At 75.0% G+C, this 24,055-nt stretch carries 24 protein-coding genes; 8 read left to right on the top strand and 16 right to left on the bottom strand.

Annotation, left to right across the window (positions count from 1 at the left end; genetic code table 11):
* Positions 1-263: 263 nt before the first annotated feature.
* The 11 genes from ACI78V_RS21835 to glgA all read right to left on the bottom strand — a co-directional run bounded on the left by ACI78V_RS21835 (position 264) and on the right by glgA (position 12,022).
* Positions 264-920 carry a hypothetical protein gene (locus tag ACI78V_RS21835; RefSeq protein ID WP_456854640.1) on the bottom strand — a complete coding sequence of 219 codons (657 nt, stop codon included), beginning with the start codon at positions 918-920 and terminating at the stop codon, positions 264-266.
* Complete coding sequence (locus ACI78V_RS21830) at positions 917-2,869, bottom strand: multicopper oxidase domain-containing protein (RefSeq protein ID WP_456854638.1); 1,953 nt, start codon at positions 2,867-2,869, stop codon at positions 917-919. Before ACI78V_RS21830 ends, ACI78V_RS21835 begins: the two co-directional genes overlap by 4 nt.
* Before the next feature lie 138 nt (positions 2,870-3,007).
* Positions 3,008-4,306, bottom strand: a complete 1,299-nt coding sequence (locus tag ACI78V_RS21825) for a sensor histidine kinase (RefSeq protein ID WP_456854636.1) — start codon at positions 4,304-4,306, stop codon at positions 3,008-3,010.
* 37 nt (positions 4,307-4,343) lie between these two features.
* Positions 4,344-5,030: a response regulator gene (locus ACI78V_RS21820; RefSeq protein ID WP_456854634.1), complete on the bottom strand. Its 687-nt coding sequence runs from the start codon at positions 5,028-5,030 to the stop codon at positions 4,344-4,346.
* Positions 5,031-5,205: 175 nt separating this feature from the next.
* Entirely contained in the window at positions 5,206-5,643 is a 438-nt protein-coding gene (locus ACI78V_RS21815) for a response regulator (protein ID WP_456854632.1), read from the bottom strand.
* Between the two features lie 197 nt (positions 5,644-5,840).
* Positions 5,841-6,584 (bottom strand): GAF domain-containing protein, encoded by a 744-nt coding sequence (locus ACI78V_RS21810; protein ID WP_456854629.1) that lies wholly within the window; start codon positions 6,582-6,584, stop codon positions 5,841-5,843.
* Between the two features lie 7 nt (positions 6,585-6,591).
* A complete protein-coding gene (locus ACI78V_RS21805; protein ID WP_456854627.1) occupies positions 6,592-7,707 on the bottom strand; it encodes a hypothetical protein in 1,116 nt (371 codons plus the stop codon).
* Positions 7,708-7,724: 17 nt separating this feature from the next.
* Complete coding sequence (locus tag ACI78V_RS21800; RefSeq protein WP_456854625.1) at positions 7,725-8,594, bottom strand: ABC transporter ATP-binding protein; 870 nt, start codon at positions 8,592-8,594, stop codon at positions 7,725-7,727.
* A complete protein-coding gene (locus ACI78V_RS21795) occupies positions 8,591-9,679 on the bottom strand; it encodes a FecCD family ABC transporter permease (RefSeq protein WP_456854623.1) in 1,089 nt (362 codons plus the stop codon). The genes ACI78V_RS21800 and ACI78V_RS21795 overlap by 4 nt, the downstream gene beginning before the upstream one ends.
* A gap of 11 nt (positions 9,680-9,690) precedes the next feature.
* Positions 9,691-10,632 (bottom strand): ABC transporter substrate-binding protein, encoded by a 942-nt coding sequence (locus ACI78V_RS21790; RefSeq protein WP_456854621.1) that lies wholly within the window; start codon positions 10,630-10,632, stop codon positions 9,691-9,693.
* Positions 10,633-10,849: 217 nt separating this feature from the next.
* Entirely contained in the window at positions 10,850-12,022 is a 1,173-nt protein-coding gene (gene glgA / locus ACI78V_RS21785) for a glycogen synthase (protein WP_456854618.1), read from the bottom strand.
* A 74-nt stretch (positions 12,023-12,096) separates the two neighbouring features.
* On the opposite strand from glgA, the gene glgC reads away from it, so the two are divergent.
* Positions 12,097-13,317, top strand: coding sequence for a glucose-1-phosphate adenylyltransferase (gene glgC / locus ACI78V_RS21780; RefSeq protein WP_456854617.1), 1,221 nt, complete (start codon positions 12,097-12,099; stop codon positions 13,315-13,317).
* 80 nt (positions 13,318-13,397) lie between these two features.
* Positions 13,398-14,846 (top strand): argininosuccinate synthase, encoded by a 1,449-nt coding sequence (gene argG / locus ACI78V_RS21775; protein WP_456854615.1) that lies wholly within the window; start codon positions 13,398-13,400, stop codon positions 14,844-14,846.
* A gap of 42 nt (positions 14,847-14,888) precedes the next feature.
* On the opposite strand, the gene ACI78V_RS21770 is transcribed toward argG, so the two are convergent.
* Positions 14,889-15,539, bottom strand: coding sequence for an O-methyltransferase (locus ACI78V_RS21770; protein WP_456854613.1), 651 nt, complete (start codon positions 15,537-15,539; stop codon positions 14,889-14,891).
* A gap of 267 nt (positions 15,540-15,806) precedes the next feature.
* On the opposite strand from ACI78V_RS21770, the gene sigE reads away from it, so the two are divergent.
* The 4 genes from sigE to ACI78V_RS21750 all read left to right on the top strand — a co-directional run bounded on the left by sigE (position 15,807) and on the right by ACI78V_RS21750 (position 19,074).
* Positions 15,807-16,400: an RNA polymerase sigma factor SigE gene (sigE, locus tag ACI78V_RS21765; RefSeq protein WP_456854611.1), complete on the top strand. Its 594-nt coding sequence runs from the start codon at positions 15,807-15,809 to the stop codon at positions 16,398-16,400.
* Positions 16,397-16,966: an anti-sigma factor family protein gene (locus ACI78V_RS21760; protein WP_456854609.1), complete on the top strand. Its 570-nt coding sequence runs from the start codon at positions 16,397-16,399 to the stop codon at positions 16,964-16,966. The genes sigE and ACI78V_RS21760 overlap by 4 nt, the downstream gene beginning before the upstream one ends.
* 125 nt (positions 16,967-17,091) lie before the next feature.
* A complete protein-coding gene (locus ACI78V_RS21755) occupies positions 17,092-18,573 on the top strand; it encodes a S1C family serine protease (protein ID WP_456854607.1) in 1,482 nt (493 codons plus the stop codon).
* Between the two features lie 105 nt (positions 18,574-18,678).
* Positions 18,679-19,074, top strand: coding sequence for a twin-arginine translocase TatA/TatE family subunit (locus ACI78V_RS21750; protein ID WP_456854605.1), 396 nt, complete (start codon positions 18,679-18,681; stop codon positions 19,072-19,074).
* Between the two features lie 177 nt (positions 19,075-19,251).
* Here the strand turns inward: ACI78V_RS21750 and ACI78V_RS21745 are convergent, their stop codons facing one another.
* Positions 19,252-20,403, bottom strand: a complete 1,152-nt coding sequence (locus tag ACI78V_RS21745) for an Mrp/NBP35 family ATP-binding protein (RefSeq protein ID WP_456854603.1) — start codon at positions 20,401-20,403, stop codon at positions 19,252-19,254.
* 162 nt (positions 20,404-20,565) lie between these two features.
* On the opposite strand from ACI78V_RS21745, the gene ACI78V_RS21740 reads away from it, so the two are divergent.
* Entirely contained in the window at positions 20,566-21,267 is a 702-nt protein-coding gene (locus ACI78V_RS21740) for an AzlC family ABC transporter permease (RefSeq protein WP_456854601.1), read from the top strand.
* Entirely contained in the window at positions 21,264-21,581 is a 318-nt protein-coding gene (locus tag ACI78V_RS21735; protein ID WP_456854599.1) for an AzlD domain-containing protein, read from the top strand. Before ACI78V_RS21740 ends, ACI78V_RS21735 begins: the two co-directional genes overlap by 4 nt.
* 7 nt (positions 21,582-21,588) lie before the next feature.
* Here the strand turns inward: ACI78V_RS21735 and ACI78V_RS21730 are convergent, their stop codons facing one another.
* Genes ACI78V_RS21730 through ACI78V_RS21720 form a run of 3 tightly spaced genes read right to left on the bottom strand, consistent with a single transcriptional unit; the run spans position 21,589 to position 23,897 of the window.
* Positions 21,589-22,077: a methylated-DNA--[protein]-cysteine S-methyltransferase gene (locus ACI78V_RS21730; protein WP_456854597.1), complete on the bottom strand. Its 489-nt coding sequence runs from the start codon at positions 22,075-22,077 to the stop codon at positions 21,589-21,591.
* 49 nt (positions 22,078-22,126) lie between these two features.
* Positions 22,127-22,666, bottom strand: a complete 540-nt coding sequence (locus ACI78V_RS21725) for a DUF1003 domain-containing protein (RefSeq protein ID WP_456854595.1) — start codon at positions 22,664-22,666, stop codon at positions 22,127-22,129.
* Positions 22,659-23,897, bottom strand: a complete 1,239-nt coding sequence (locus tag ACI78V_RS21720) for a magnesium transporter MgtE N-terminal domain-containing protein (RefSeq protein ID WP_456854593.1) — start codon at positions 23,895-23,897, stop codon at positions 22,659-22,661. The genes ACI78V_RS21725 and ACI78V_RS21720 overlap by 8 nt, the downstream gene beginning before the upstream one ends.
* Positions 23,898-24,055 lie beyond the last annotated feature (158 nt).

The raw sequence follows: 24,055 nt of genomic DNA, 5'->3' as shown, positions 1-24,055 counted from the left end.
CGTCGCCCCCCCCCCCACCCCCCCCCCCCCCCCCCCCCCCCCCCCCCCCCCCCCCCCCCCCCCCCCCCCCCCCCCCCCCCCCCCCCCCCCCCCCCCCCCCCCCCCCCCCCCCCCCCCGCCGTGGTCACCGGTGCGGGGGTCACCAGTGACCACGGCGGCCCGTCGGGCGGCGGTACCCGGGCGCGGAGCCGGGTGCCGCCCACCGCCGTGGCCACTGGTGCGGGGGTCACCAGTGGCCACGGCGGCTGATGGAGGGGCGTTCCTCACCCGAGGACGCCGGTGAACCAGAGCACCCAGGCGAGGCCGCCCAGGGCCAGCAGTCCGTTGGTGGCCCGTCCCCGCCAGGTGGCCGGCAGGAGGGCCGTGAGCGCGGTGAGCGCCAGCAGTTCGGCACCGACCGTCGCGGTACCCACCGCCTCGGGCCCGTGCCCGCCCGACTCGACCGGTGCGCCGTCCATGGCCACCGGACCGTCGACGGCGACCGGCATGCCGTCGGTGAAGTCGACGCCGGTGACCGGGTCGATCGCCAGCATCTCCCGTCCGGGGACGTCGTGCAGGTGCCCCCCCGGCGCCTCGTGGGTCACCGCGAAGGCGTCGAGCAGGCCGGTCGTGTGGGCCACCACGTAGAGCGCGAGCAGGCCGACGGTGCCCAGGAGGGTGAAGGCGGTCAGCTCCGGGCTGGTCCGGCGCCCCGCCCAGGCGCTGAGGACCAGCCAGGCGGCCAGCCCCACCTGCGCCAGGGCGGTGAGCAGGAAGAACCCGACGGCGAGCTCACCGGACTCCAAGTGGTCCACCGCGGCGGCCACGTGCAGCCCGCCGGCGGCGGCCAGTCCGGCCGCGGCCACCAGCTGCCAGCGGGAGACGCGGCGGGGGTGTGTGGCCTCCTGGGGCACCGCCGGGGCGGTGTGGAGGGCGGTCACCGGGTACGCCGCGTCGGCGTGGTCGGCGCGGCCGACGTGGTGGGTGCCGAGGTGGTGGGTGCCGGGGTGGTGACCGGCTCGGGGGTGCTGGGAGCCGTGCTGGTGGGAGCCGTGCTGGTGGCGCCCCGCCGGCTGGGCGCCGACGACGTCGACGGCGTGGTCGGGGCCGGCGTCGGCGCCGGCGTCTCGGCTGCCTCCTCGGCTGCCTCCTCGGCCTCCTCGACGGCTTCCTCGATGGCCTCCTGCCGTGCCTTGAGCTCCTCGGGCTCCCCGCCCTTGGGCGGGCAGGTGTTGATCGAGTCGCAGTCGATGTCGTGATGACCCACCTGGTACTGGATCATCATGTCGTGGTCCTCGTGCGAGAGGTTGTGGCAGTGGATCATGTACCGCCCCTCCTCGTGCTCGAAGCGCATGAGCACGCGGATGGTCTCGCCCTCGCCGACGTAGACCACGTCCTTGGGGCCGCGCTCCTCCGGGCGGGGCGGCTGGCCGTTGCGGTCGAGCACCTGGAAGTCGACCAGGTGCACGTGCAGCGGGTGGAACCATCCGCCTGAGGAGTTCTCGACCTCCCAGATCTCCACCGAGTTGGGCGCGACGTTGGCGAAGACCTTCTCGTACTTGGAGCGGACGACGTCGTCCCAGGTCTGGTCGTTGATGACCCACAGCCCGTTGGTGCGCTCCAGCTCCATGCGCCGGGTGGCGACGGACTCGCCGGCGGTCAGCTTCATCGCCGGGTGCTTGAGCTTGGCGAACTCGGCCAGGTTCAGCGGTCCGTTGCCCTCCAGGCTGGTGGGCGCCGCGGTGCCGACCTCGAACTGCATGATCTTGCCGGTGTGGTCGAAGTCCCGGGCGTTCTTGACGCCGCTGTTGAGCAGCTGGACCCTCGTGCCCTTCATGCTGGCGAAGTCGATGACGATCTCGTAGCGCTCGGCCATGCCGATGGTGAACGTGGTGACCGTCTGCGGCTCGTGCACGAACCCGCCGTCGGTGGCGATGATCGTGAAGGGCTTGCCGTTGCTCAGCCGCAGCTTGTAGCCGCGGGCCAGGGAACCGTTGAGCACCCGGAACCGGTACGAGCGCGGCTCGACCTTCATGTTCGGCCACGGCACCCCGTTGACGAGGATGACGTCGCCGTAGAGGCCGGACTCGCCGTCGTCGTCGAACATCAGCTGGCCGTTGCTGGCGAACATGACGTCGCTGATGATCAACGGGAACTCGTACTGGGGCTGGCTCGCCGCCCAGTCCCGCCGGTAGCGCGGGATGTTCAGCCTGGCCTCGAGGGCCTCGTCGACGATGTGGTACTGCGCGGCCAGGCCCATGTAGACGTTCTGGGCGGTGTGGTGCACGCCGTGGTCGTGGTACCAGGCCGTCCGGGGGGTGCAGTTGTTCGGGTACTCGTAGTTCTTCCACTCACCGGGCTGGGTGAGGTCGCCGGCGTAGCCGTCGTACTGCGGCTTGGACGGCGAACCGTGCAGGTGGGTCGAGGTCCACGGCACGTAGTTGAGGGTCGGGTGCTTGGCCGGCAGCCGGTTGATCTGCTGCATGACCACCCGGCGCGGCATGCCGTCCTTGACGTACGTGCGGATCGTCGGGCCCGGGACCTCCCCGTTGTAGCCCCACACCGTGGTCTGGATGCCCTTGATGAACTCGACCGTCGTGGGCTTCTGCTCGATGCGGTAGTAGTCCGTGCCGCCGTACTGGCCACCGGGGATCGGCTCGCCGGTGTCGGGCCGGGTGCCGTAGTCGTTGCCGGGGACGTCGTCGCTGACCACCGGCTTGGCGATCCTCGGGGCGCGGAACGCGGCGGCGTACGGCCTCGGCAGCTTGCTCTCACTGAGCTCGGACGCGCTCTTCGCCGACAGGACGGCCTGGAAGGGCAGTGCCATCGCTGCGGTGCCGGCCAGGGACACCTTGAGGACGTCACGGCGGTTCAGGCTGGGCATGTCCATCGGGGAGGGCTCCTCACTGCCGCGGTCGATGTGCGGTAGTGGAACTCTCTCGTTCAGGTCCCTCCGGCCACAGCCGTCACAAGGGGATGCGGGGCTCCCGCAAATGGGGGGTCTGTGCAGGTCAGGCGGGCAATTGCGTCACTGATCGTGACTCACCGGTACCACTGCGGTCAGGACGGCGCCCCCACCTCGGCGTTCGCCGAAGGTGACCGTGCCACCCAGGTCGACGACGCGGTCCCGCAGCAGGGACAGGCCGAGGTGACCCTCCTGCCGCCGGTCGATGCCGTCGGCGGGGAAGCCCACCCCGTCGTCGGCGATCTCCAGCCGCACCGACGGCCCTCCGTCGGAGACCGTCTCCTCGAGGGTGATCCAGGCGTGGGTGGCCCCCGCGTGGTGGCCCACGTTGGCCAGGGCCTCCTTGGCGGTGCGGTACAGCACCGCGGCGGCGTCCGGCGTCATCTCCGGCAGCGGCGCGGCGTCCATGAGGACCGTCACGCCCTCGGCGCGCAGCGGTTCGGCGCAGTCGGCGATCGCCGCGCCCAGGCCGGAGCCGCTGAGGTCGGGCGGGTAGATGTCCACCATGAGCCGGCGCAGCGACTGCACGGCGTGGCGGATGGCCCCCACCAGCTTGTCGACCGTCGGCTGCCGGTCCTCGGGCAGGCTGCTGCGCAGGGCGGAGAGGGCGTAGCTGACGCCGGCGAGGTCCTGCACGGGACCGTCGTGCACGTCGGCGGCGATCGCCCGGCGCTCGCGCTCGGACGCCTCGACGGTGCGCTGCATGAGCGCGGCCCGCTCGGCCTCCTGCCGGCGCACCCGCCGGGCCAGCGAGACGGCGATCGGGATCTGCACCACCTGGAGCAGCACCAGCGCGCCGATCGCCATCGGGATGATCTCCCCGCGCAGCAGGGCCGCCTGGCGGTCGATGCCCTCGTAGGCGAAGTACGCCTCGAAGGCGAGCCGCTCACCCGGCACCCGCAGGGGGGCGTACACCTCCAGCATCGCGCCCTCGCCGTCGGCCGCGGTCTCCGGCGCATCGTCGACGTCGGACACCGTCTCGCCGTCGAGGGCCGCGAGCAGGTCCTCGGAGGGCTCGATGACCCGGCCGGTGAGCTGGGGGTCGCTGGCGTAGAGGATCTCGCCGTTCGCCCGCCAGACGACCATCTTGGTCACCGAGCCGTCGCTCATCCGGTTCATGACGTCCCGGTCGAGCTCCTCCCACCGGCCCGGCACCCCCGCGAGCGCCTCGGTCAGGACGGGTGCCACCAGCAGTTCGCCGAGCCGCTCGGCACCCCGCTCGGCCTCGGCCAGCGCGTTCGTGCGGGCGATGCGCTCGCTCAGCCAGACGGTCCCCGCCGAGACGACGAGCAGCGTCAACAGCGCCGTGAGGCAGAAGGCGGCGAGCTCGCGGCGCACGCCCGGCGTGCGGCGGCGTGGCATGCCTCGCGGGGTGTCGACGGGAGGGGCAGGGGGTGCGTCAGTGCTCATTCAGCGAGCCGAGGAGCCCCAGCTGCTGCGCCTTGACGACGGCTTCGAGCTGGGAACGGACACCGAGCTTGGCGTGCAGCGACTTCACGTAGCCGCGGCAGGTCTCGAGGGTGATCCCGAGGACCCGCGCGATCGCCTTCACCTGCATGCCGCGGCCCAGGCAGTCGAGCACCTCCTGCTCGCGGCGGGTCAGCTGCGGCGGGGCGATGCGGTCGGGCGAGGCCGCCGGGGCGCACGTCGGGCCGCCGGCGAACGTCGAGGGGGCGACGAGCATCTGGCCGGCCTGCACCCGGGAGAGCACGTCGATCATCTCGGCCAGCGAGCCGTCCTTCGGGATGAACGCCGAGGCGCCGGCCTGCGCGGCACGGACCACCCAGTCGGGGTCGCGGTGCGCGGTCACGACCGCCACGACGGAGCGCGGGGCGACCTCGCGGATCCGGCGGGTGGCGGCCAGGCCGTCCTGGCGGGGCATCTCGATGTCCATGACGACGACGTCGGGCTGGAGGTCCTGGGCCATCGCCACCGCCTGCGCCGCGGAGTGCGCCGTCCCGACCGCCTGCATGCCGGCGGAGGCGAGCGCGCCGGACAGCAGTTCGGCGAAGGTGCGGTGGTCGTCGACGACCAGGACGCGGATCTGGTCGATGCCGGTCCCACGGTCCAGCTGGGCGAGCGTCATGGTGTTACCCCCGTTGTCGTGCCTGTCTGCCGGCCGCCGCGCGGTCCAGCCCGCACATAGCACCGGAACGCGAGGGGTCTGACCAGGGGTTCAGGACCAAGTCAGGACCTAAGTCCCCGGGCAACTCCACGCGCCATGAGCGGGTCGGTACACAGCGTGCACGAGACGGTGCGGTTCAGTTGCTGACGTCACGGCCCGGCTCACTCTTCCGGGGGACGGCCGACGCCGCGGCGTCGCTCCATGCTGTCCCGCCGGCGGCCACGGCGCGGACGTGTCCGGGCAGCGCACCCGGGTCGTCGTCCTTGAGGAGGTAGCCCACCACGCCGATCTCCTGGGCCTCGGCCACGAGTGCGGGGGTCATGGAGCCGGTGAGGACGACGACCCTGGTGCCGGGGTGGGCGGCCAGCAGCTCGCGAGCGGCCTGGAGGCCGGTGACCCGGGGCATGGCGAGGTCGAGGAGGACGACGTCGGGCTGGGTGGCCCGGGCGGCGTCGAGGACCTGTCCGCCGTCCTCGCACTGCGCGACGACGCTGACGTCGCCGCTCGCGGAGAGCAGTTCGGTCAGCGAGTCACGGACGAAGGCGTGGTCGTCTGCCAGCAACACCTTGATCACGCGTCACCTCCTCCATCGTCTCCCGGGGCCGAGCGGTGGGCACCGTACGCGCCACCGTGCGGCCGGTCGCACCCGGACCGCGTCCGTGTACGCACAGTGTCATCCCCTGTCCCGTGCGGCGACAGCCGATCGACGGGGGTCGCCGACCCCCAATCGCGGGGAGGGGCGGCGCAACGCGGGGGCGCCGGCCCGGGGTGTCAGGAGCGCGGGTCCGCGTCGTCCGGGCGCAGGGTGGCCGGGTCCAGCCGCCCGGCCACCACGTCGGCCGCCAGGTCGTCGACCGACCGCCCCGCCGACCAGGCCGCGGCGCGGAGCAGGGCCAGCGCCGCGGGTGTTCCGGTCCCCAGCTCCATGCTCACCCGGCCGATCGCCTCCCACACCACGGCCCGGCGCCGGGGGGCGGGGCCGTGCAGCCAGGCCGGCCCGCCCTGCGGCGACCACGGCGACCACACCGTCGCCTCCCCCAGGGCGGAGGCGACCAGGTCGCCGACGGCCACGGCCTCGAAGACGTCGAGCTCGGTCACGGTCGCCTCGTCCACGAAGAGCAGGTCGAGGGCGCCCGGGCCGGCGAGGGTCTCACCCACGGGCAGGGCCACCACGGCCCGGAACGGGGTGCGCTCGGCGAGCAGGTCGGCGAAGCTCGGCCAGCGCCGGCGCAGGTCGGCGGAGGTCGCGAACACCGGCTCCCGGTGCTCGTGCGCGGTCTGGCAGGGGCCGCTGCCGGCGGTGAACTGCAGCCGCTCGGCCTCGGCCGCGGCATCGGAGCTCGCCCCCAGCGGGATCTGCCGGCCGGCGCGGTCGAGGACGCTGAGGCCGGCGCCGTCCACCGCCAGCACCCGGGCGCAGGCGCGGGCCAGGCGGACGGGGAGCAGCTCCGGGCCGTCGAGGTCGGGGTCGGAGACGTGGCCCAGCGCGGCGGAGAAGCGCTCGGCGATCGACACGGGCAGATCATCCGTCATCCGCGACCCCTGCACGCGGCGAAACGGACCCGACCGGTTCGCCTTCCTCCACCGGCTGCCCGGTGCGGTAGGTGTACGCGGCCTCCCGCACCGCCTCGTCGGACTCCAGCCCCGCACCGAGGGCGCCGCCGACGGTGGCCAGGGAGCAGGTCAGCCAGGCCAGCTCCAGGTGGTCCGACAGGTGGGCCGGGTGGCCGAGGCCCTCGGCGAACAGCGGCGGGACCACCAGCAGCAGCGCCCCGGCCAGGGCCAGCAGGAACAGCACGGCGTAGAGCGTGAGCACGCCCAGCACCACGGTGGCGGTGGTGGCGACGTTGAACAGCAGCACCTGCTTGCGCTCCCGCCGGTGCCGCGGCCGTTCCCACAGCCGGGCACCGGCCACGAGGGTCACCACGACGGCGACCACCGAGCCGACTGCGACCAGGGTCAGCCGGAGCCAGCCGAACGCGTCAGCCAGCCGCCAGACGTCGGCGGTGATGAGGGCGAAGACACCGGCCGCGATCGCGGCGGTGAGCGCCCGGGACAGCTGCGCGGCCAGCCGCCACGGCCGGTTGGCCCGCACCATGCCCAGCAGCAGCCGCAGGTTGCCCGACAGCACCCGTGCGGTGAACGCCACCCCGGCCGCGGAGTCGGCCGGGTCGGTGGCCAGCTCACGCAGCCGCCGTCCCATCGCGGCGCGGTCGTCCTCCTCGCCGTCCCCGGTGCCCAGCAGGGTGCGCACCAGCCCCGCGGCGACCTGCAGCGCCTTGCGGCGGCGACCCACGGCACCGAGCGCCGGGAGGGACAGCAGGGCGACCCCGTGCACCGGGCTGGCGTGCCCGACCACCGGCCGGCGCCCCACCTCCAGCGGCACGTCGGTGAGGGCGAGAGCGAGGTCCCAGTCCTCGGCGAGCAGCCGGCGCCGGGTGGCGACGACGATCTCGTCGTCGTCCGCCGGGGGCTGCACCAGCCCGTCCTCCACGGCCCGGAGCTCCCACCGGACCTCGAGGTGGGCCGCCGACAGCTCGGCGGTGAGCTCGGGAGCCAGCCAGCCGGCCAGCCCGGCGGGGGCTCCGGGGGCGGCGAGCAGGCCGACCTGCAACACCGGTGCGGCGGCCTGCGACACGCGGTCCCTCCTCGGGGTCAGGGCCGCCCGGCCGGCCCGCCGCGCGGCTCGGTCCCGGGCAGCGGTCCGGCCGACGATCCTCCCCGGTCGCCCTCGGGAGCGCGCAGCGGCAGGACGGCGGGGCCGTGCGGTCCGGGGACCACCTGCGCGCGGGCGCCGTAGTGGCCGGCCAGCGCGTCGGCGGTCAGGACGTCGGCCGGCGGCCCCTCGGCCACGACGCGGCCGGCGGACAGCAGCGCCAGCCGGTCGGCGTACTGCCCGGCCAGGCTGAGGTCGTGCAGCGTGCTCAGCACGGTGAGCCCGTCCTGGCGGCGCAGCCGGTCGACGAGGTCGAGCACCTGCTGGGCGTGGCCCAGGTCGAGCGCCGCCGTGGGCTCGTCGAGCACCAGCACCCGCGGCTGCTGGGCCAGCGCCCGGGCGAGGACGGCGCGCTGCTGCTCGCCGCCGGAGAGCGTCGAGACCAGCCGGTCGGCGAGCCCGGTCAGGCCGAGACGCGCCATCACCTCCGCCACGACCCGGCGGTCGCCCGGCCGCGGTGCGGCCAGCAGGGAGCGGTGCGGCGTCCGGCCCAGCGCCACGTAGTCGGCGGTGCTCACGCCCTCGGGGACGACGGGCCGCTGCGGGGCGTAGGCGAGCTGGCGGGCCCGCTCGCGGCGCGGCATCCCCGTGGTCGGGACGCCGTCGACGCGGACCAGCCCCTCGTGCGGGTGGAACCCGAGCACCGAGCGCAGGAGGGTGGACTTGCCCGCTCCGTTGGGGCCGATGACCGCCGTCCACCCACCGGGCTCCACGGCCAGCCGCACGTCGTCGAGGACCCGGGTGCGGCCGAACGCGGCGCTCAGCCCCAGGACCTCCACCCGCGCACCGCCGGTGGCCGGACCGCTCACCGCCCCCTCGCCCCCAGCCACAGCAGCCCGGCGAAGAAGGGGGCGCCGACGAAGGCGGTGACCACGCCGATCGGCAGCTCGGCCGGTGCCAGCACCACCCGGGCGACGAGGTCGGCCACCACGAGGAAGGCGCCCCCGATGAGGAGCGCCGCGGGCAGGACGCGGGCGTTGGAGCCGCCGACCAGCCGGCGGGCGATGTGCGGGACCACGAGCCCGACGAACCCGATCAGCCCGCTGACCGCGACCGCCGACGCGGTGGCCAGGGAAGCCGCGACGATGACCAGCAGCCGCATCCGGCCCGGGTGCACGCCCAGGGACCGCGCCTCGTCGTCACCGACGGCCAGCACGTCGAGGGCCCGCCCGCACAGCAGCAGCACCAGGCACGCGACGCCGAGGTAGGGGAGCACCAGGACGACGTCGGACCACTGGGCGCGGCCGAGCTGCCCGAGCAGCCAGCCGTAGACCTCGCGCAGGTCGTCGGTGTTCTGCTGCTGGACCAGGGTCTGCGCGGCGGCCAGGAACGAGGCGACGGCGACGCCGGCGAGCAGCAGCGTCGGGCCGTGCGAGCCGCCGGCCGCCGTGCCGAGGACCAGTGCCGCGCCGACCCCGAGCAGGGCGCCGGCGAACGCCGCCAGGGGGACCACGCCCACCGGCCCGAGCGAGGTCCCGGGGGCGTGGGCGATGACGAGGGTCGCGCCGAGGCCGGCCCCGGCGGCGGCCCCCAGCAGGTACGGGTCGGCCAGCGGGTTGCGGAAGACCCCCTGGTAGGCGGCGCCGGCGACGGCCAGGCCCGCGCCGACGAGGGCGGCGAGCACCACCCGCGGCAGCCGCAGCTGCAGCAGCACCGCCGCCCCCGTCCCCTCCAGGCCACCGCCCACGTCGACCCCCAGGGGGGCCAGGGCGCGGTCGGCGAGGGTGGCGACGACCGCGCCGGGCGGCAGCGGCAGGGCCCCGACCCACACCCCGGCCAGCATGGCCAGGACCAGGGCCACCCCGGCGCCCCACAGCACCAGCGCGGCCCGGCGGCGGGTCCGGGCCGGCGCCGGTGCCTCGGAGCTGCGGGTGCTCCCCGCGGTGGCCGTCATCGGCTGGGCGCTCAGCCCCGCAGCACGGCGGCCACGGACTCGGCGAAGTCGGCCACCCGCGGCCCCCACCGGGAGGCGACGTCGTCCCCGGCCTCGAGCACGCGGCCCTCCTGCACGGCCGGGACGGTGTCGAACGCCGGCCGCTCGGCGAGCGTGGCAGCGGTCTGGCCGCAGCAGACCGTGTCGGCCAGCACCACGAGGTCCGGCGCCTGGCCGACGACGTACTCGGCGGACAGCTGCGGGTAGCCGCCGGAGGTGTCGGCCGCCCCGTCGGCGATGTTGTCCAGGCCGAAGGCGCGGTAGACGCTGCCGATGAAGGTCTCGCCGGTCGCGGAGTAGAAGCTCGGGTCGAGCTCGTGGTAGACGCGCATGCCCTGCACCTCGGCCGCCACGGAGTCGACGGCGGCGGCGATCCGGTCCTGCACGTCGGTCACCACCTCGGCGGCCTCGTCGGCCCGGCCCGTGGCCGCACCGAGGGTCTCCACCTGGGTGTAGCTCTCCTCCAGCGTGGACGGCGCACCGAGCAGCAGGGTGGGCACCGCGAGGGCGTCGAGCGCGTCGACGATCCCGTTGAGGTCGTCGCTGAGGACGACGAGGTCGGGGTCGTGTGCGGCGATCGCCTCGGCGTTGGGCGTGAACGCCGACAGGTCGGTGGTCGGCGCCTCGGCCGGGAAGTCGGAGGTGCTGTCGACCGCCTCGACCTGGTCGCCGGCGCCGATGGCGAACAGCATCTCGGTGGCCGAGGCCGACATCGAGACGATGTTCTCGGGGCGCTGGTCGAGGGTGAGCTCGCCGGCGTCCCCGGTGACGGTCACGGGGAAGTCCCCGGCGGGGGTGGTCGCCGTGGTGGCGTCCCCGCCGGCGGAGTCGGTCCCGCCGCACGCGGACAGGACGAGGACCAGGGGGAGCAGGAGCGCGGCGGGGGAGAGCCGGCGCGGAGTCGTTCGGGGCAACGGAGGTCTCTCTGCGAGGCGGCGTGCGCCGCCCACGGGCACCCGGCACCCGATGCGCGACCCTTGCCGCGAAGGTCGGTACACGACGCGCGGCAGGCGATCTGGCTCAGGCCGGTACGGCCATCACAGTTGCGGGACAGCGCCGGTCTCCCACCGGACTTCGCTGCACGGGCGCCGCCGGCAGGGGCCGGCGCAGCGACGGTACCAGCGCGCCGGGTCAGCCCCGGCCGGCGAGGACCGCGGAGTACACCTCGACCGTCTGCTGTGCGATGGCAGGCCAGCCGAACTCGGCGAGCACCCGCTCCCGCCCCGCCGCGCCCATCCGTGCCGCACGGTCCGGGTCGGCGAGCAGCTCGGCCACCCGCTGCGCGAGGCCGGACTCGAAGACCGCGGGGTCGTCCGGGGTGTAGGGGACCAGCAGCCCGGTGCGGCCGTCGGCGACGACCTCCGGGATGCCGCCGACCGCGCTGGCCACCACCGCGGTGCCGCAGGCGGCCGCCTCGAGGTTCACGATGCCCAGCGGCTCGTACACGGAGGGGACGACGAACACCGTCGCGCCGGTGATCAGCGGCACCAGCTGCTCGCGCGGCAGCATCGCCTCGATCCAGACCACGCCGTCGCGCCGGGCCTGCAGCTCGGCCACCGCGTCGGCCACCTGCTGCCGTTCGGCGGGGGTGTCGGCGGCGCCGGCGCAGAGCACCAGACCGGCCTCGGCGGGCAGCTGCTCGGCCGCCCGGAGCAGGTGCATGACACCCTTCTGACGGGTGATCCGGCCCACGAACAGCGCGTACGGCCGGTCCGGGTCCACACCCAGGGAGCGGACGACGTCGGGGTCGTCCACCGGCCGGTAGGCCTCGGCGTCCACCCCGTTGCCGACGACGTGCACGCGGGCCGGGTCGAGGTCGGGGTAGACGGCGAGCACGTCGTCGCGCATGCCGCCGCTGACCGCGATCACCGCGTCCGCGGCGAGGTAGGCGGTGCGCTCGACCCACGAGGACAGCCGGTAGCCGCCACCGAGCTGGTCGGCCTTCCAGGGCCGGCGGGGTTCGAGGGAGTGGGCGGTGACCACGTGGGGCACCCCGTGCACCAGGGCGGCGAACAGCCCGGCGGCGTTGGCGTACCAGGTGTGGCTGTGCACCAGGTCGGCGCCGGCCAGCGCCCCGGCGATCTCGACGTCGACCCCCAGGGCCTGCAGCGCGCCGTTGGCGCCCGCCAGCCCGGCGGGGACGCCGTGGGCCGTGGCGTCCCCGCGGGGCTCGCCGAAGCAGTGGACGTCGAGTTCGGGGCCCGCCGGGAGCGTCCGCAGGGCCGCGGCGAGGTGCTCCACGTGCACCCCCGCGCCGCCGTAGACGTCCGGCGGCCACTCGCGGGTCACCATGCCGATGCGCACGCGTCTCACCCTAGGGGTGAGCACCGTGCACCGCGGTGCGGCGGGCGCCCCGTCCAACGGCTACGTTGCGTCACATGCGTGGCGGTCCTCGGGTTCTCGGCATCGTCCTGGCCGGCGGTGAGGGCAAGCGGCTGGCCCCTCTGACCGCGGACAGGGCGAAACCGGCGGTGCCCTTCGGTGGCAACTACCGGCTCATCGACTTCGTCCTGTCGAATCTCGTCAACGCCGAGATCCGGCAGATCGCGGTCCTCACCCAGTACAAGAGCCACAGCCTCGACCGGCACATCACCACGACGTGGCGGCTGTCGCAGATGCTGGGCAACTACATCACCCCCGTGCCCGCGCAGCAGCGGCTCGGGCCGCGCTGGTACACCGGCAGCGCCGACGCCATCTTCCAGAGCCTCAACCTGATCTACGACGCCCGGCCCGACATCGTCATGGTCTTCGGCGCCGACCACGTCTACCGCATGGACCCGGCGCAGATGATCGACCAGCACGTGCAGACCGGTGCGGGGGTCACCATCGCCGGTCTGCGCGTGCCGCGGGCCGAGGCCACCGAGTTCGGGGTCATCGACGCCGACGCCGAGGGCAAGGTGCGCGGCTTCCTGGAGAAGCCGGCCGACCCGCCCGGCCTGCCGGACTCGCCCGAGGAGAGCTTCGCCTCCATGGGCAACTACGTGTTCACCACCGACGCCCTGCTCGAGGCGCTGCGCACCGACGCCGAGGACGAGGACTCCGCGCACGACATGGGCGGCTCGATCATGCCGATGCTGGCGGCGGCCGGCGAGGCGTGGGTCTACGACTTCTCCACCAACATCGTCCCGGGCGCCAGCGAACGCGACCACGGCTACTGGCGGGACGTCGGGACGATCGACTCGTACTTCGACGCCCACATGGACCTCGTGTCGGTCACCCCGATCTTCAACCTCTACAACGACCGCTGGCCCATCCTGACCCTCCCGCCGCAGCTGCCACCGGCGAAGTTCGTGCTCGGCGGCCGCGCGGAGGAGTCGATGGTCAGTGCCGGCGCCATCATCGGTGGGGGCTCGGTGCACAACTCGGTGATCTCACCGGGGGTGCGGGTCGAGCGCGGTGCGCGGGTGGAGGACAGCGTGCTCATGGACGGCGTCTTCGTCGGTGAGGGCGCCTACGTGCGGCGGGCCATCCTCGACAAGAACGTCGTCGTCCCGCCGTGGGCGCGCATCGGCGTGGACCTCAGTGTCGACCGCGAGCGCTACCACGTGAGCGCCGGCGGGGTGACCGTCCTCGGGAAGGGCGCCCGCGCGCTGCTGTAGGGGCGCGCCGCCGGTGGCGGCTCCTCCGGGCCGCCACCCCGCCTGTGCATGATCATGCACAGGCGTGCATACTTCTTCCCGTGTCCAAGGTCCTCACCTCCCTCCCCGTCGGCGAGCGCGTCGGCATCGCCTTCTCCGGCGGACTCGACACCTCGGTGGCGGTCGCGTGGATGCGCGACAAGGGGGCGGTGCCCTGCACGTACACCGCCGACATCGGCCAGTACGACGAGCCGGACATCGCCTCGGTCCCCGGGCGGGCCACCGCCTACGGCGCGGAGATCGCCCGTCTGGTCGACTGCCGGGCGGCGCTGGTCGAGGAGGGGCTCGCGGCCCTCACCTGCGGGGCGTTCCACGTCCGCTCCGGTGGCCGCAGCTACTTCAACACCACCCCGCTCGGCCGGGCGGTCACCGGCACCCTCCTGGTGCGCGCCATGCTCGAGGACGACGTCCAGATCTGGGGCGACGGCTCCACCTACAAGGGCAACGACATCGAGCGGTTCTACCGGTACGGCCTGCTCGCCAACCCCTCGCTGCGGATCTACAAGCCGTGGCTGGACGCCGACTTCGTCACCGAGCTCGGCGGCCGCACGGAGATGTCGGAGTGGTTGGTCGCCCACGGGCTGCCCTACCGGGACAGCACGGAGAAGGCCTACTCCACCGACGCCAACATCTGGGGCGCCACCCACGAGGCCAAGTCGCTGGAGCACCTGGACGCCGGCGTCGAGGTCGTCGAGCCGATCATGGGCGTCCGGTTCTGGGACCCCGCCGTCGAGATCGCGACCGAGGACGTCACGATCGGGTTCGCCCAGGGGCGGCCGGTCAGCATCAACGGCAAGGAGTTCGACTCCGCCGTCGACCTCGTGCTGGAGGCCAACGCCATCGGCGGCCGGCACGGCCTGGGCATGTCCGACCAGATCGAGAACCGGATCATCGAGGCCAAGAGCCGGGGCATCTACGAGGCGCCCGGGATGGCCCTGCTGCACATCGTCTACGAGCGGCTGGTCAACGCCATCCACAACGAGGACACCCTCGCCACCTACCACAGCGAGGGACGGCGCCTCGGCCGGCTGATGTACGAGGGGCGCTGGCTGGACCCGCAGTCGCTCATGCTGCGGGAGTCGCTGCAGCGGTGGGTGGGCATGGCCGTCACCGGCGAGGTGACCCTGCGCCTGCGGCGCGGCGAGGACTACTCGATCCTCGACACCGCCGGCCCGGCGTTCAGCTACCACCCCGACAAGCTGTCCATGGAGCGCACCGAGGACTCCGCGTTCGGCCCGGTGGACCGCATCGGCCAGCTCACCATGCGCAACCTCGACATCGCCGACTCCCGGGCCAAGCTCGAGCAGTACGCCGGCCTCGGCATGGTCGGCGGCGTGCACCCGGCGTCCATCGGCGCCGCGCAGGCGGCCGCGACCGGGTTGATCGGCGCCATGCCCGCGGGCGGGGCCCAGGCGATCGCCTCGCGCGGGGCGGTCTCGGAGGCCGACGAGCTGCTCGACCGCGCCGCGATGGAGTCCGGCACCGACTGACCTTCGGCGCGCACATCCGCGGACGGGCACGCGGGTCGGGGCTCAGCGCCGCCGGGTCGCCACCAGCAGACCCGCCCCGATCGGCAGCACCGCCGACGTGAGGGACTCGTGCTCGCGGACGGTGCGGGCCAGCTCCCGCCAGGTCACGGTCTGCTCGTCGCGGGCCGCGCGGTCGGCGATGCGGTCGTCCTCGAGCAGCCCGTGGCAGGTCAGCGTGCCGCCCACGCGCACCAGGTCCAGCAGGGCCTCGAGGTGCCGGGCGTACTCGGTGGGCGGCCCGGCGCACACCACCATGTCGTAGGCGCCGGGCGACAGCCGCGGCAGCACCTCGGCCGGCGTCCCGAAGATCATCCGGGTGCGGCCGGCGGGGTGGCCGGCCTCGACGAAGGCCAGACGGGCCGCGCGCAGCTGCTCCGGGTCGCCGTCCAGCGCGGTGAGGACGCCGTCGGGACGCATCCCCTCCAGCAGCCAGAGCCCGACCACCCCGGCGCCGCTGCCGATGGAGACCACCGCGCGGGCGCCGGCGGTGGCGGCCAGGACGGCGAGGGTGGCGCCGACGGCGGGCTCGACCGGCGCCGGGCCGCCGAGGCGGGCCGCCCGTGCCCGGGCCGAGACCAGGGCAGGCGTCTCGGTCGCGAACCGGTCGGCGTACGCGGCGCCGCCCCGCCCGGGCCGCGGTCCCTCGGCGCTCACCGCTGGTCCCCGCGCTGGTCGTCGCGCGCCGGCGCTCGCTGCGATGCCCGCTCCCTCGTCGTCTCCGCGGCGCTCATCACCGGGCGAGGGTAGTGGCCCCACCCGGCGTGACCGACCGCGACCGGCGCAGCTGTGAGCTTGCTGTGAACGGGAACACCGGACGGTGCGCGGCCCGTTGATCACGACGTGCGCCCCGAGCGAGCCGCCTCCGCCCGACCCGCCGACGTGGGAGGGCAGGGAACGGCCCCCGTCTGCGATCCTGGACCCGTGCCCGACCCCGCCGTCCCCCCCGTGCCGCCGGCCGACGCGCCCGGCGCCGAGGCCTGGGTCGCGCCCACCTGGGAGCAGGTCGTGCGCGACCACTCCGCGCGCGTCTACCGCCTGGCCTACCGGCTGTCGGGCAACCCGCAGGACGCCGAGGACCTGACGCAGGAGACGTTCGTCCGGGTGTTCCGCTCCCTGGCGGACTTCTCGCCCGGCACCTTCGAGGGCTGGCTGCACCGGATCACGACCAACCTGTTCCTGGACATGGTGCGCCGCCGGCAGCGGATCCGCTTCGACGCGCTGCCCGAGGACACCGAGCGCCTCCCCGGCACCGCGCCCAGCCCGGAGCAGGTCTACTCCGACACCCACCTCGACCCGCAGGTGCAGGCGGCGCTGGACGCGCTGTCGCCGGAGTTCCGCGTCGCCGTCGTCCTCTGTGACATCGAGGGCCTGACCTACGAGGAGATCGCGGCCACCCTGGGCATCAAGCTCGGCACGGTCCGCAGCCGCATCCACCGCGGCCGTGTCCAGCTGCGCGAGGCACTGGCCCACCTGGCCCCGCGCCGCCCGGTGGTCGCCGAGGGGAGCGCGGGGTGAACATCCCCGAGAGCCACCTGGCCCAGGAGGCGATCGCCGCCCTGGTGGACGGCGAGCTGGCCGGCGGCCCCGCCGCCCGCGCGGCCCGGCACCTGGCCGGCTGTGCGCAGTGCCGGATGGCCGTGCAGGCCCAGCGCGAGGCCAAGGAGGCGCTGCACACCTGCTCCGAGGTGGCGGTGCCCGGCGACCTGCTGTCCCGGCTGCGCGCCATCCCGTTCACCGCGGACGTCCCCGGTGCCGGGGGCGGGCTCAGCGCCGGTCCCGGACAGCTCACCGTGTCCGGCCCCGCGGGCTCCTGGTCCGTGCCGCTGGACCCGCTGCCGCCGGCCGCCGAGCGCCCGGGGCAGGCCCGCTGGCTGCGGCGAGGGGTCGCCGGTGCGCTGGCCGGCCTCGGGCTGGGCGTCACCGTGCTCGCCCTGGGGCTGCCCGTCGACGGCGCGCACGGTGAGCGCCGGGTGCCGTCCTCGGTCGCCGGTTCCTCCCCGGAGCAGCGCACCGAGATCGCGCCGCCGGTGGTGCGGACCATCACCCTGGACACCACCGGCCGCCTGGGTGGCACGCCCTGAACGGTCGTACCGACGCCGCACCCGGGGAGGACCCGCTGCCCGAGAACCCGGAGGTCCCCCGGGAGTCGCGGCCCGCTGACCAGGCGCCGGGCCCCGACGAGGCCTTCGCGCGCCCTCGGGCCGGGGTGGGCGGCTTCGACCCGCCGCCCGGCGGCGCCCGCCCGGCCGCGCTCCGCCCGGCGCCGCCGAGCCCCGCACAGCAGGCCGCGTTCGGGCGGCCCACCGCCGTCCAGGGCAGCTTCGCCGGCGACCGGCCCACCCCGCCGCCGCGACCGCTCCCGCCCCCGCCCCCGGAGGCGGTGCTGCGGGCCTTCGCGCCGCCCGGTCCCGGCCGGGGCGGCCTGCAGGAGCCCCCCGGTGGCCGCCCCGGCCGCCGCCGCACCGCCACCGGCCCCTGGTGGAAGCCCGATGCCCGCAACGACCCGTGGCGCGACCCCCATGCACCCGCCGGGCTCATCGGGCCGGCGGTGTTCGTGGAGCCGGAGGACCAGCCCGGCCCGGTCGTCGTGGACGCGAAGGGCCGCCGGAAGCTGCGGCTGCGCGACCTGTCGGTCCGGCTGTCGGTGCTCGTCGTCCTCGCCGTGCTCCTGGTCGGCGCGATCGGCGGTGCCGCCGGCTACCTGCTGACCCGCACCGCCAGTGAGACCCCGCTGCTGGCCCCCGGCACCCAGCTCAACGAGACGAGCGAGGGGATCGCCCGTGAGCCGGGCTCGGTGTCCGACATCGCCGAGCGGGTCACGCCGACGGTCGTCTCCGTCGAGGTCCGTCTCGGGGAGGCCGGTGCCACCGGCTCCGGCGTGGTCGTCGACGGCGAGAACGGCTACATCGTCACCAACAACCACGTCATCTCCGGCGCCGACGGCGTCGAGGGCGCCGAGATCCGCGCGGTCTTCTCCGACGGCAGCGGGTCGGCGGCCCGCATCGTCGGCCGCGACCCGGCCAGCGACGTCGCCGTCCTCAAGGTCGAGAAGCCCGGCCTGCTCACCGCGGCCCTCGGCGACTCCTCCGACGTCGTCGTCGGGGACCCCGTCGTCGCGATCGGCTCCCCGCTGGGATTGGCCAGCACGGTCACCACCGGCATCGTCAGCGCGCTGGACCGGCCGGTGCGGCTGTCGGGGGAGGGCAGCGACACCAACGCCGTCATCAGCGCCGTGCAGACCGACGCACCCATCAACCCGGGCAACTCCGGTGGTGCGCTGGTCAACGGCTCCGGGGAGGTCATCGGCATCAACACCGCCATCGCCTCCCTGGGCGGCGGCAGCGTCGGCCTCGGCTTCGCGATCCCGATCGACACCGTCCGGGACATCGCCGAGCAGCTGATCAGCACCGGCCGGGCCGTGCACGCCGCGCTCGGGGTCAACGCCCGCTCGGTCACCGACGGCACCCGGGACGGCGCGCTCGTGGTCAACGTCGAGCCCGGCAGCGGCGCGGCGGAGGCCGGCATCCGCGAGCAGGACGTGATCATCGCGGTGGACGACGACCCGGTGGGCAGCTCCGAGGAGCTCGTCGTCGCGGTCGACGCCCACGAGCCGGGGGAGACGGTCCGCATCGAGCTGATCCGGGGCGGGTCCTCCACGACCGTCGACGTCACGCTCGACGAGGCCTGAGACCCCCACCACCCCCCGGATCGGGGCACTGACCCGGCGCCGCTGCGCGCCTAGGCTGGAGAGCCGCGGCGGCAGGTGGGCCCGCGGGAGGACGGGAGCGGTTTCGTGTTCGACTCGATCGGCTGGGGCGAGATCATCGTCCTCGCGCTCGCGGCGCTGTTCATCTTCGGCCCCGAGCGGCTCCCGGACCTGGCCAAGGACGCCGCCACCGGGCTGAAGAAGGTGCGCGAGGCGGTCACCGGGGTCCGGGCCCAGATGGACGAGTCGCTCGGCGACGACCTCGCCAAGCTGCGCGACCTCGACCTGCGCCAGTACCACCCGAAGACGTTCATCCGGAACCAGCTGCTCGCCGACGACGACGCGCCGCCCGTGCGCCGGGGCAGCGGCACCGGTTCCGCCGGGCTCGCCAAGGCCGGCGCGGGCGCCACCGTGGCCGGCCGGAACGCCGTCCGCTCGCGGGACGCCGGGACCCCGCCCCCGTTCGACCCCGACGCGACCTAGCTGACCCGGCGGTCCTCCGGACCGCACCGCGGTCACGTGCCGCCGGTCGGCCGGTGCTCCTCGCGGGTCGCCGGTCTCAATCCCCGGCAGCGCACGAGTGGGGCCGGCAGTCCGGACCGCCGGAACGGCACAGCGGCCCGGTCCCGCGGTGGGACCGGGCCGCTGTCGTCGGTCAGGTCAGCGGCGGACCGGGGTGAGCCCCAGGGACATGCCCGAGAGCCCGCGCTGGCGGCTGGCCAGCCCGTCGGCGATCGCGGTCAGCGCCTGCGCCGCCGGCGACGCGGGGTCGGCGAGCACGACCGGCGCACCGGCGTCGCCGGCCTCGCGGACGCGGGTGTCGAGCGGGATCTGGCCCAGCAGCGGCACGCGGGCGCCGAGGGTGCGGGTCAGGGCGTCGGAGACGGTCTGGCCACCGCCGGACCCGAAGACCTCCATGCGCGAGCCGTCGGGGAGGTCCATCCACGACATGTTCTCGATGACGCCGACCACCTGCTGGTGGGTCTGGGTGGCGATCGCACCGGCCCGCTCGGCGACCTCGGCGGCGGCCAGCTGCGGCGTCGTCACGACGAGGATCTCGGCGTTGGGCAGCAGCTGGGCGATCGAGATCGCGACGTCGCCGGTGCCGGGCGGGAGGTCCAGCAGGAGGACGTCGAGGTCGCCCCACCACACGTCGGCGAGGAACTGCTGCAGCGCGCGGTGCAGCATCGGCCCACGCCACACGACCGGGGTGTTGCCGGGGGTGAACATGCCGATCGAGATGACCTTCACGCCGTAGGCCTGCGGCGGCATGATCATGTTGTCGACCTGGGTGGGCTTGTCGTCGACCCCGAGCATGCGCGGCACCGAGTGTCCGTAGATGTCGGCGTCGACCACGCCGACGGACAGGCCGCGCTTGGACAGCGCCGCGGCCAGGTTGACCGTCACCGACGACTTGCCGACGCCGCCCTTGCCGGAGGCCACCGCGTACACGCGGGTCAGCGAGCCGGGCTGCGCGAACGGGATGACCGGGTCGGCGGCGTCGGTGCCACGGACGGTGCGGCGCAGCTCGGCGCGCTGCTCGTCGTCCATCACGTCGAGCCCGACCTGGACCGCGGTGACACCGGGGACGGCGGAGACGGCCTGGGTGACGCGGTTGGTGATGGTCTCGCGCATGGGGCAGCCCGAGACGGTGAGGTAGACCTCGACCCGGACGGTGCCGTCCTGGGCGATCTGGACGTCCTTGACCATGCCCAGCTCGGTCAGCGGGCGGTTGATCTCCGGGTCCTGCACGGTGGCCAGAGCGGCGTTGACGGCGTCGAGCGCCGGCGCGCCGGTCAGCGGGGCGGACATCGTTGCGTCTGTCTCCTTCGACGGGGGACCCGGTCCGGTCCGCCGAGAGGCGGCGGCGACCTGCGCACACGGGTCTCCTGCCACTGTACGGCGACACGCAGGGGCCGCCCGCCCCGAGCGGAGTGATCCAGTACGCACTACGGCCGTCACTAGCCTGGGCCCGTGTCCGCCGACCGATCCGCCACCCTGCGCGACGCGGTCGGGCTGGGGCTGGCCGTCGGCCTCTACGGTGCCGCCTTCGGTGCCGCGGCCGACGCCGCCGGACTCGACCTGTGGCAGGCCATGACGATGTCGCTGCTCATGTTCACCGGCGCCTCGCAGTTCGCCCTGGTCGGCGTGCTGGGCGCGGGCGGCAGCGGGCTGGCCGCCGTCGGCAGCGCGTTGCTGCTCGGAACCCGCAACACCGTCTACGGCGTGCGGCTGCTGCCGCTGCTGCGCCCCCGCGGCGTGCTGCGCCGGGTCGGGACGGCGCACTGGGTCATCGACGAGACGACTGCGCTGGCGATCGCCGCCCCCGACCGCGGGCTGGCCCGGCTGGCCTTCCTCACCGGCGGCGGGACGATCTTCCTGGTCTGGAACGCGACCACCGTCGTCGGCTCCCTCGGGGCGGCGGCGCTGTCCGGGGCCGCGCTGGCCGCCCTCGACGCCGTCGTCCCCGCCGCCTTCCTGGCCCTGCTGTGGCCGCGGCTGCAGCGGTCGTTCCCCGAGGCGGCCGTGCAGCGGCGGGTGGCCGTCGGCGGCGCGGTCGTCGCGCTGGTGCTGACCCCCGTCGTGCCCGCGGGCGTGCAGGTGGTCGCGGCGGTCGTCGCGGTCGCCCTCGCGGGGCGGCCGCGACCGCGGGTCGCGACGGAGGGGGTGGCGTGAGCGGCAGCGCGCTGTGGACGACGGTCGTCGCCGCCTCGCTCGGTTGCTACCTGCTCAAGCTCGCCGGGCTGTCGGTGCCGGCCACCTGGGTGGAGCGGCCGTGGGTGACCCGCGTCGTCGACTTCGTCCCGGCCGCGCTGCTGGCCGCGCTGGTCGCCGTCCAGGTCGCCACCTCCGGCAACGACATCGTGCTCGACGGGCGGCTGGCCGGGCTCGCCGTGGCGGCGCTCGCGCTGGCGCTGCGGGCGCCGTTCATCGTCGTCCTGGTGCTCGCGGGCGTCGCCGGCGCGGTGGTGCACGTCCTCACCGGCTGACCGGGCATCAGAACAGCCGCTGACCGCGCTGCTCCAGGTCGAGCAGGAAGCGCTTGCGGTGCAGCCCGCCACCGAAGCCGACGAGGCTCCCGTCGGCGCCGACCACCCGGTGGCAGGGGACGACCACCGGCAGCGGGTTGCGCCCGCATGCCGCGCCCACGGCCTGGGCGAGGGTGCGGTCGCCGAGCTGCCGGGCGAGCGCGCCGTAGGAACGGGTCTCGCCGTAGGGGATCTCCGCCATGAGCCGCCACACGGCCAGCTGGAGGTCGTTGCCGGACGGGCGCAGTACGAGGTCGAACACCGTCCGGTCACCGGAGAAGTACTCGCCGAGCTGGCGGACCACGCCGGCGGACGCGGCGTCGTCCCGCTGCCCGAGCACGGCCGCGTCCGGAGGGCGGCCGGGCAGCTCCATGAACAGCGCGACCAGCGCGCCGTCCTCGGTCACCGGCGTCAGCGGGCCGATCGGCGACCCGGTGACGGTGTGCGTGCGCGTCACGGCGCGATCCTGACGCAGGGGGACGACGGAACCGGCCGGCCCGGCGCGGTCAGCTCGCCGCGTCGGAGCCGGCCGCGGCCTCGCGGCGCTTCTTGCCGCCGGCCTTCTTCTTCCGGTCAGCGGTGTCGTCGTCCTCGTCGGCGACCAGCCGGTTGAGCTCACCCCGGATGAAGTCGCGGGTGGCCAGCTCGCCGACGGCGACCCGCAGGGAGGCCAGCTCGCGGGCCAGGTACTCGGTGTCGGCGCGGGTGGAGGCGGCGCGGGCGCGGTCCTCCTCGGCCTGCACCCGGTCGCGGTCGGCCTGGCGGTTCTGCGCCAGCAGGATCAGCGGCGCGGCGTAGGCGGCCTGGGTGGAGAACGCCAGGTTGAGCAGGATGAAGGGGTAGGGGTCCCACTGCAGGCGGACCGCGAAGACGTTGAGGATGATCCACACGGCCACGATCACCGTCTGGACGGCGAGGAACCGGCCGGTGCCCAGGAACCGCGCGATGCCCTCGGCGAACCGGCCGACCGCGTCGGGGTCCAGCCGCAGGAAGCTGCCGAACCCCCGCGCCCCCCGCGGGACGTCGAGGCGGCGGCCCTCAGCCACGGCGGGCCCGCTCGCGCCAGTTCTCGGGCAGCAGGTGGTCCAGGACGTCGTCCACGCTGACCGCGCCCACCAGCCGGCCCTCGGTGTCGACCACGGGCGCGGCGACCAGGTTGTAGGTGGCGAAGTAGCGGGTCACCTCGGCCAGCGGCGCCTCCGGCCGCAGCGGCTCCAGGTCGTCGAGGACGCCACTGACCAGCGTGGACGGTGGTTCGCGCAGCAGCCGCTGGATGTGGGCCAGCCCGAGGTAGCGGCCGGTCGGCGTGGCCGAGGGTGGCCGGCACACGTACACCTGGCTGGCCAGCGCCGGGGTCAGCTCCGGCTCGCGCACCCGGGCCAGCGCCTCGGCGATCGTGGCGTCGGGGGTGAGGATCACCGGCTCGCTGGTCATGATGCCGCCGGCGGTGTCCTCGGAGTACTGCAGCAGCTGGCGCACCGGCTCGGCCTCGTCGGGCTCCATGAGCTCCAGCAGCCGGTTGCGGTCGACGTTGGACAGCTCGGCCAGCAGGTCGGCGGCGTCGTCGGGGTCCATCACCTCGAGGACGTCGGCGGCACGCTTCTCGTCCAGGGTGCCGAGGATGGTGATCTGGTCGCCCTCGGGCAGCTCCCCGAGGACGTCGGCCAGCCGCTCGTCGTCCAGCGCCTCGGCGACCTCGTGCCGGCGCTTGATCGGGAGGTCCTGCAGCGCGTGGGCGAGGTCGGCGGCGTTGAGCTCGCGGTAGGTGGCGATCAGCGTCTCGGCGCCCTGGCCGCTCTGCGGCAGCGCCAGGCCGGTGACCTCGTCCCAGGCCATCGTGTGCAGCTGCCCCCGGCGACCGAGCCGGCCGGGCTCCTGCACGGCCAGCTTGGACAGCACCCAGTCGCCGGTGCGGGTCTGCTCCATCCCGGCGTCCACCACGTGCGCGGGACGGCCGGACTCGGCGATCTGCACCGCGCGGTCCAGCAGCTCCCCGAGCACGAGGGTCTCGCCGCGCCGCTGCTCGAAGCGCTTGAGGTTCAGCGTCCCCGAGGCCAGCACGACGGCGCCGGTGTCGACGGCGGTCACCCGCCCCATCGGCACGAAGATGCGGCGACGGGCCACCACCTCCACGACCAGCCCGAGCACCCGGGGCGCGGCGGTGCCCACCCGCAGGGCCACGACGACGTCGCGCACCTTGCCGACGCGGTCGCCGTTGGGGTCGAACACCGGCAGCCCGGCCAGCCGGGAGACGTAGGCCCTCGTCACCGTCGTCACGGGACCTCCTCGATCGCGCTCGTCGGCTCCGCGCCGAGGGTGGCTGCGCGGGGGGGGGGGGGGGGGGGGGGGGGGGGGGGGGGGGGGGGCGGCGGGGGGGGGGGGGGGGCCGGGCGCGGCGCGCGCGGTCCCCGTAGGGGCCCTCGTCGGCCCCCGCG

Source organism: Geodermatophilus sp. SYSU D00742 (assembly GCF_054049935.1).
The sequence above is the reverse complement of the archived record's forward strand: the minus strand, read 5'-3'. Positions and strand labels throughout refer to the sequence as shown.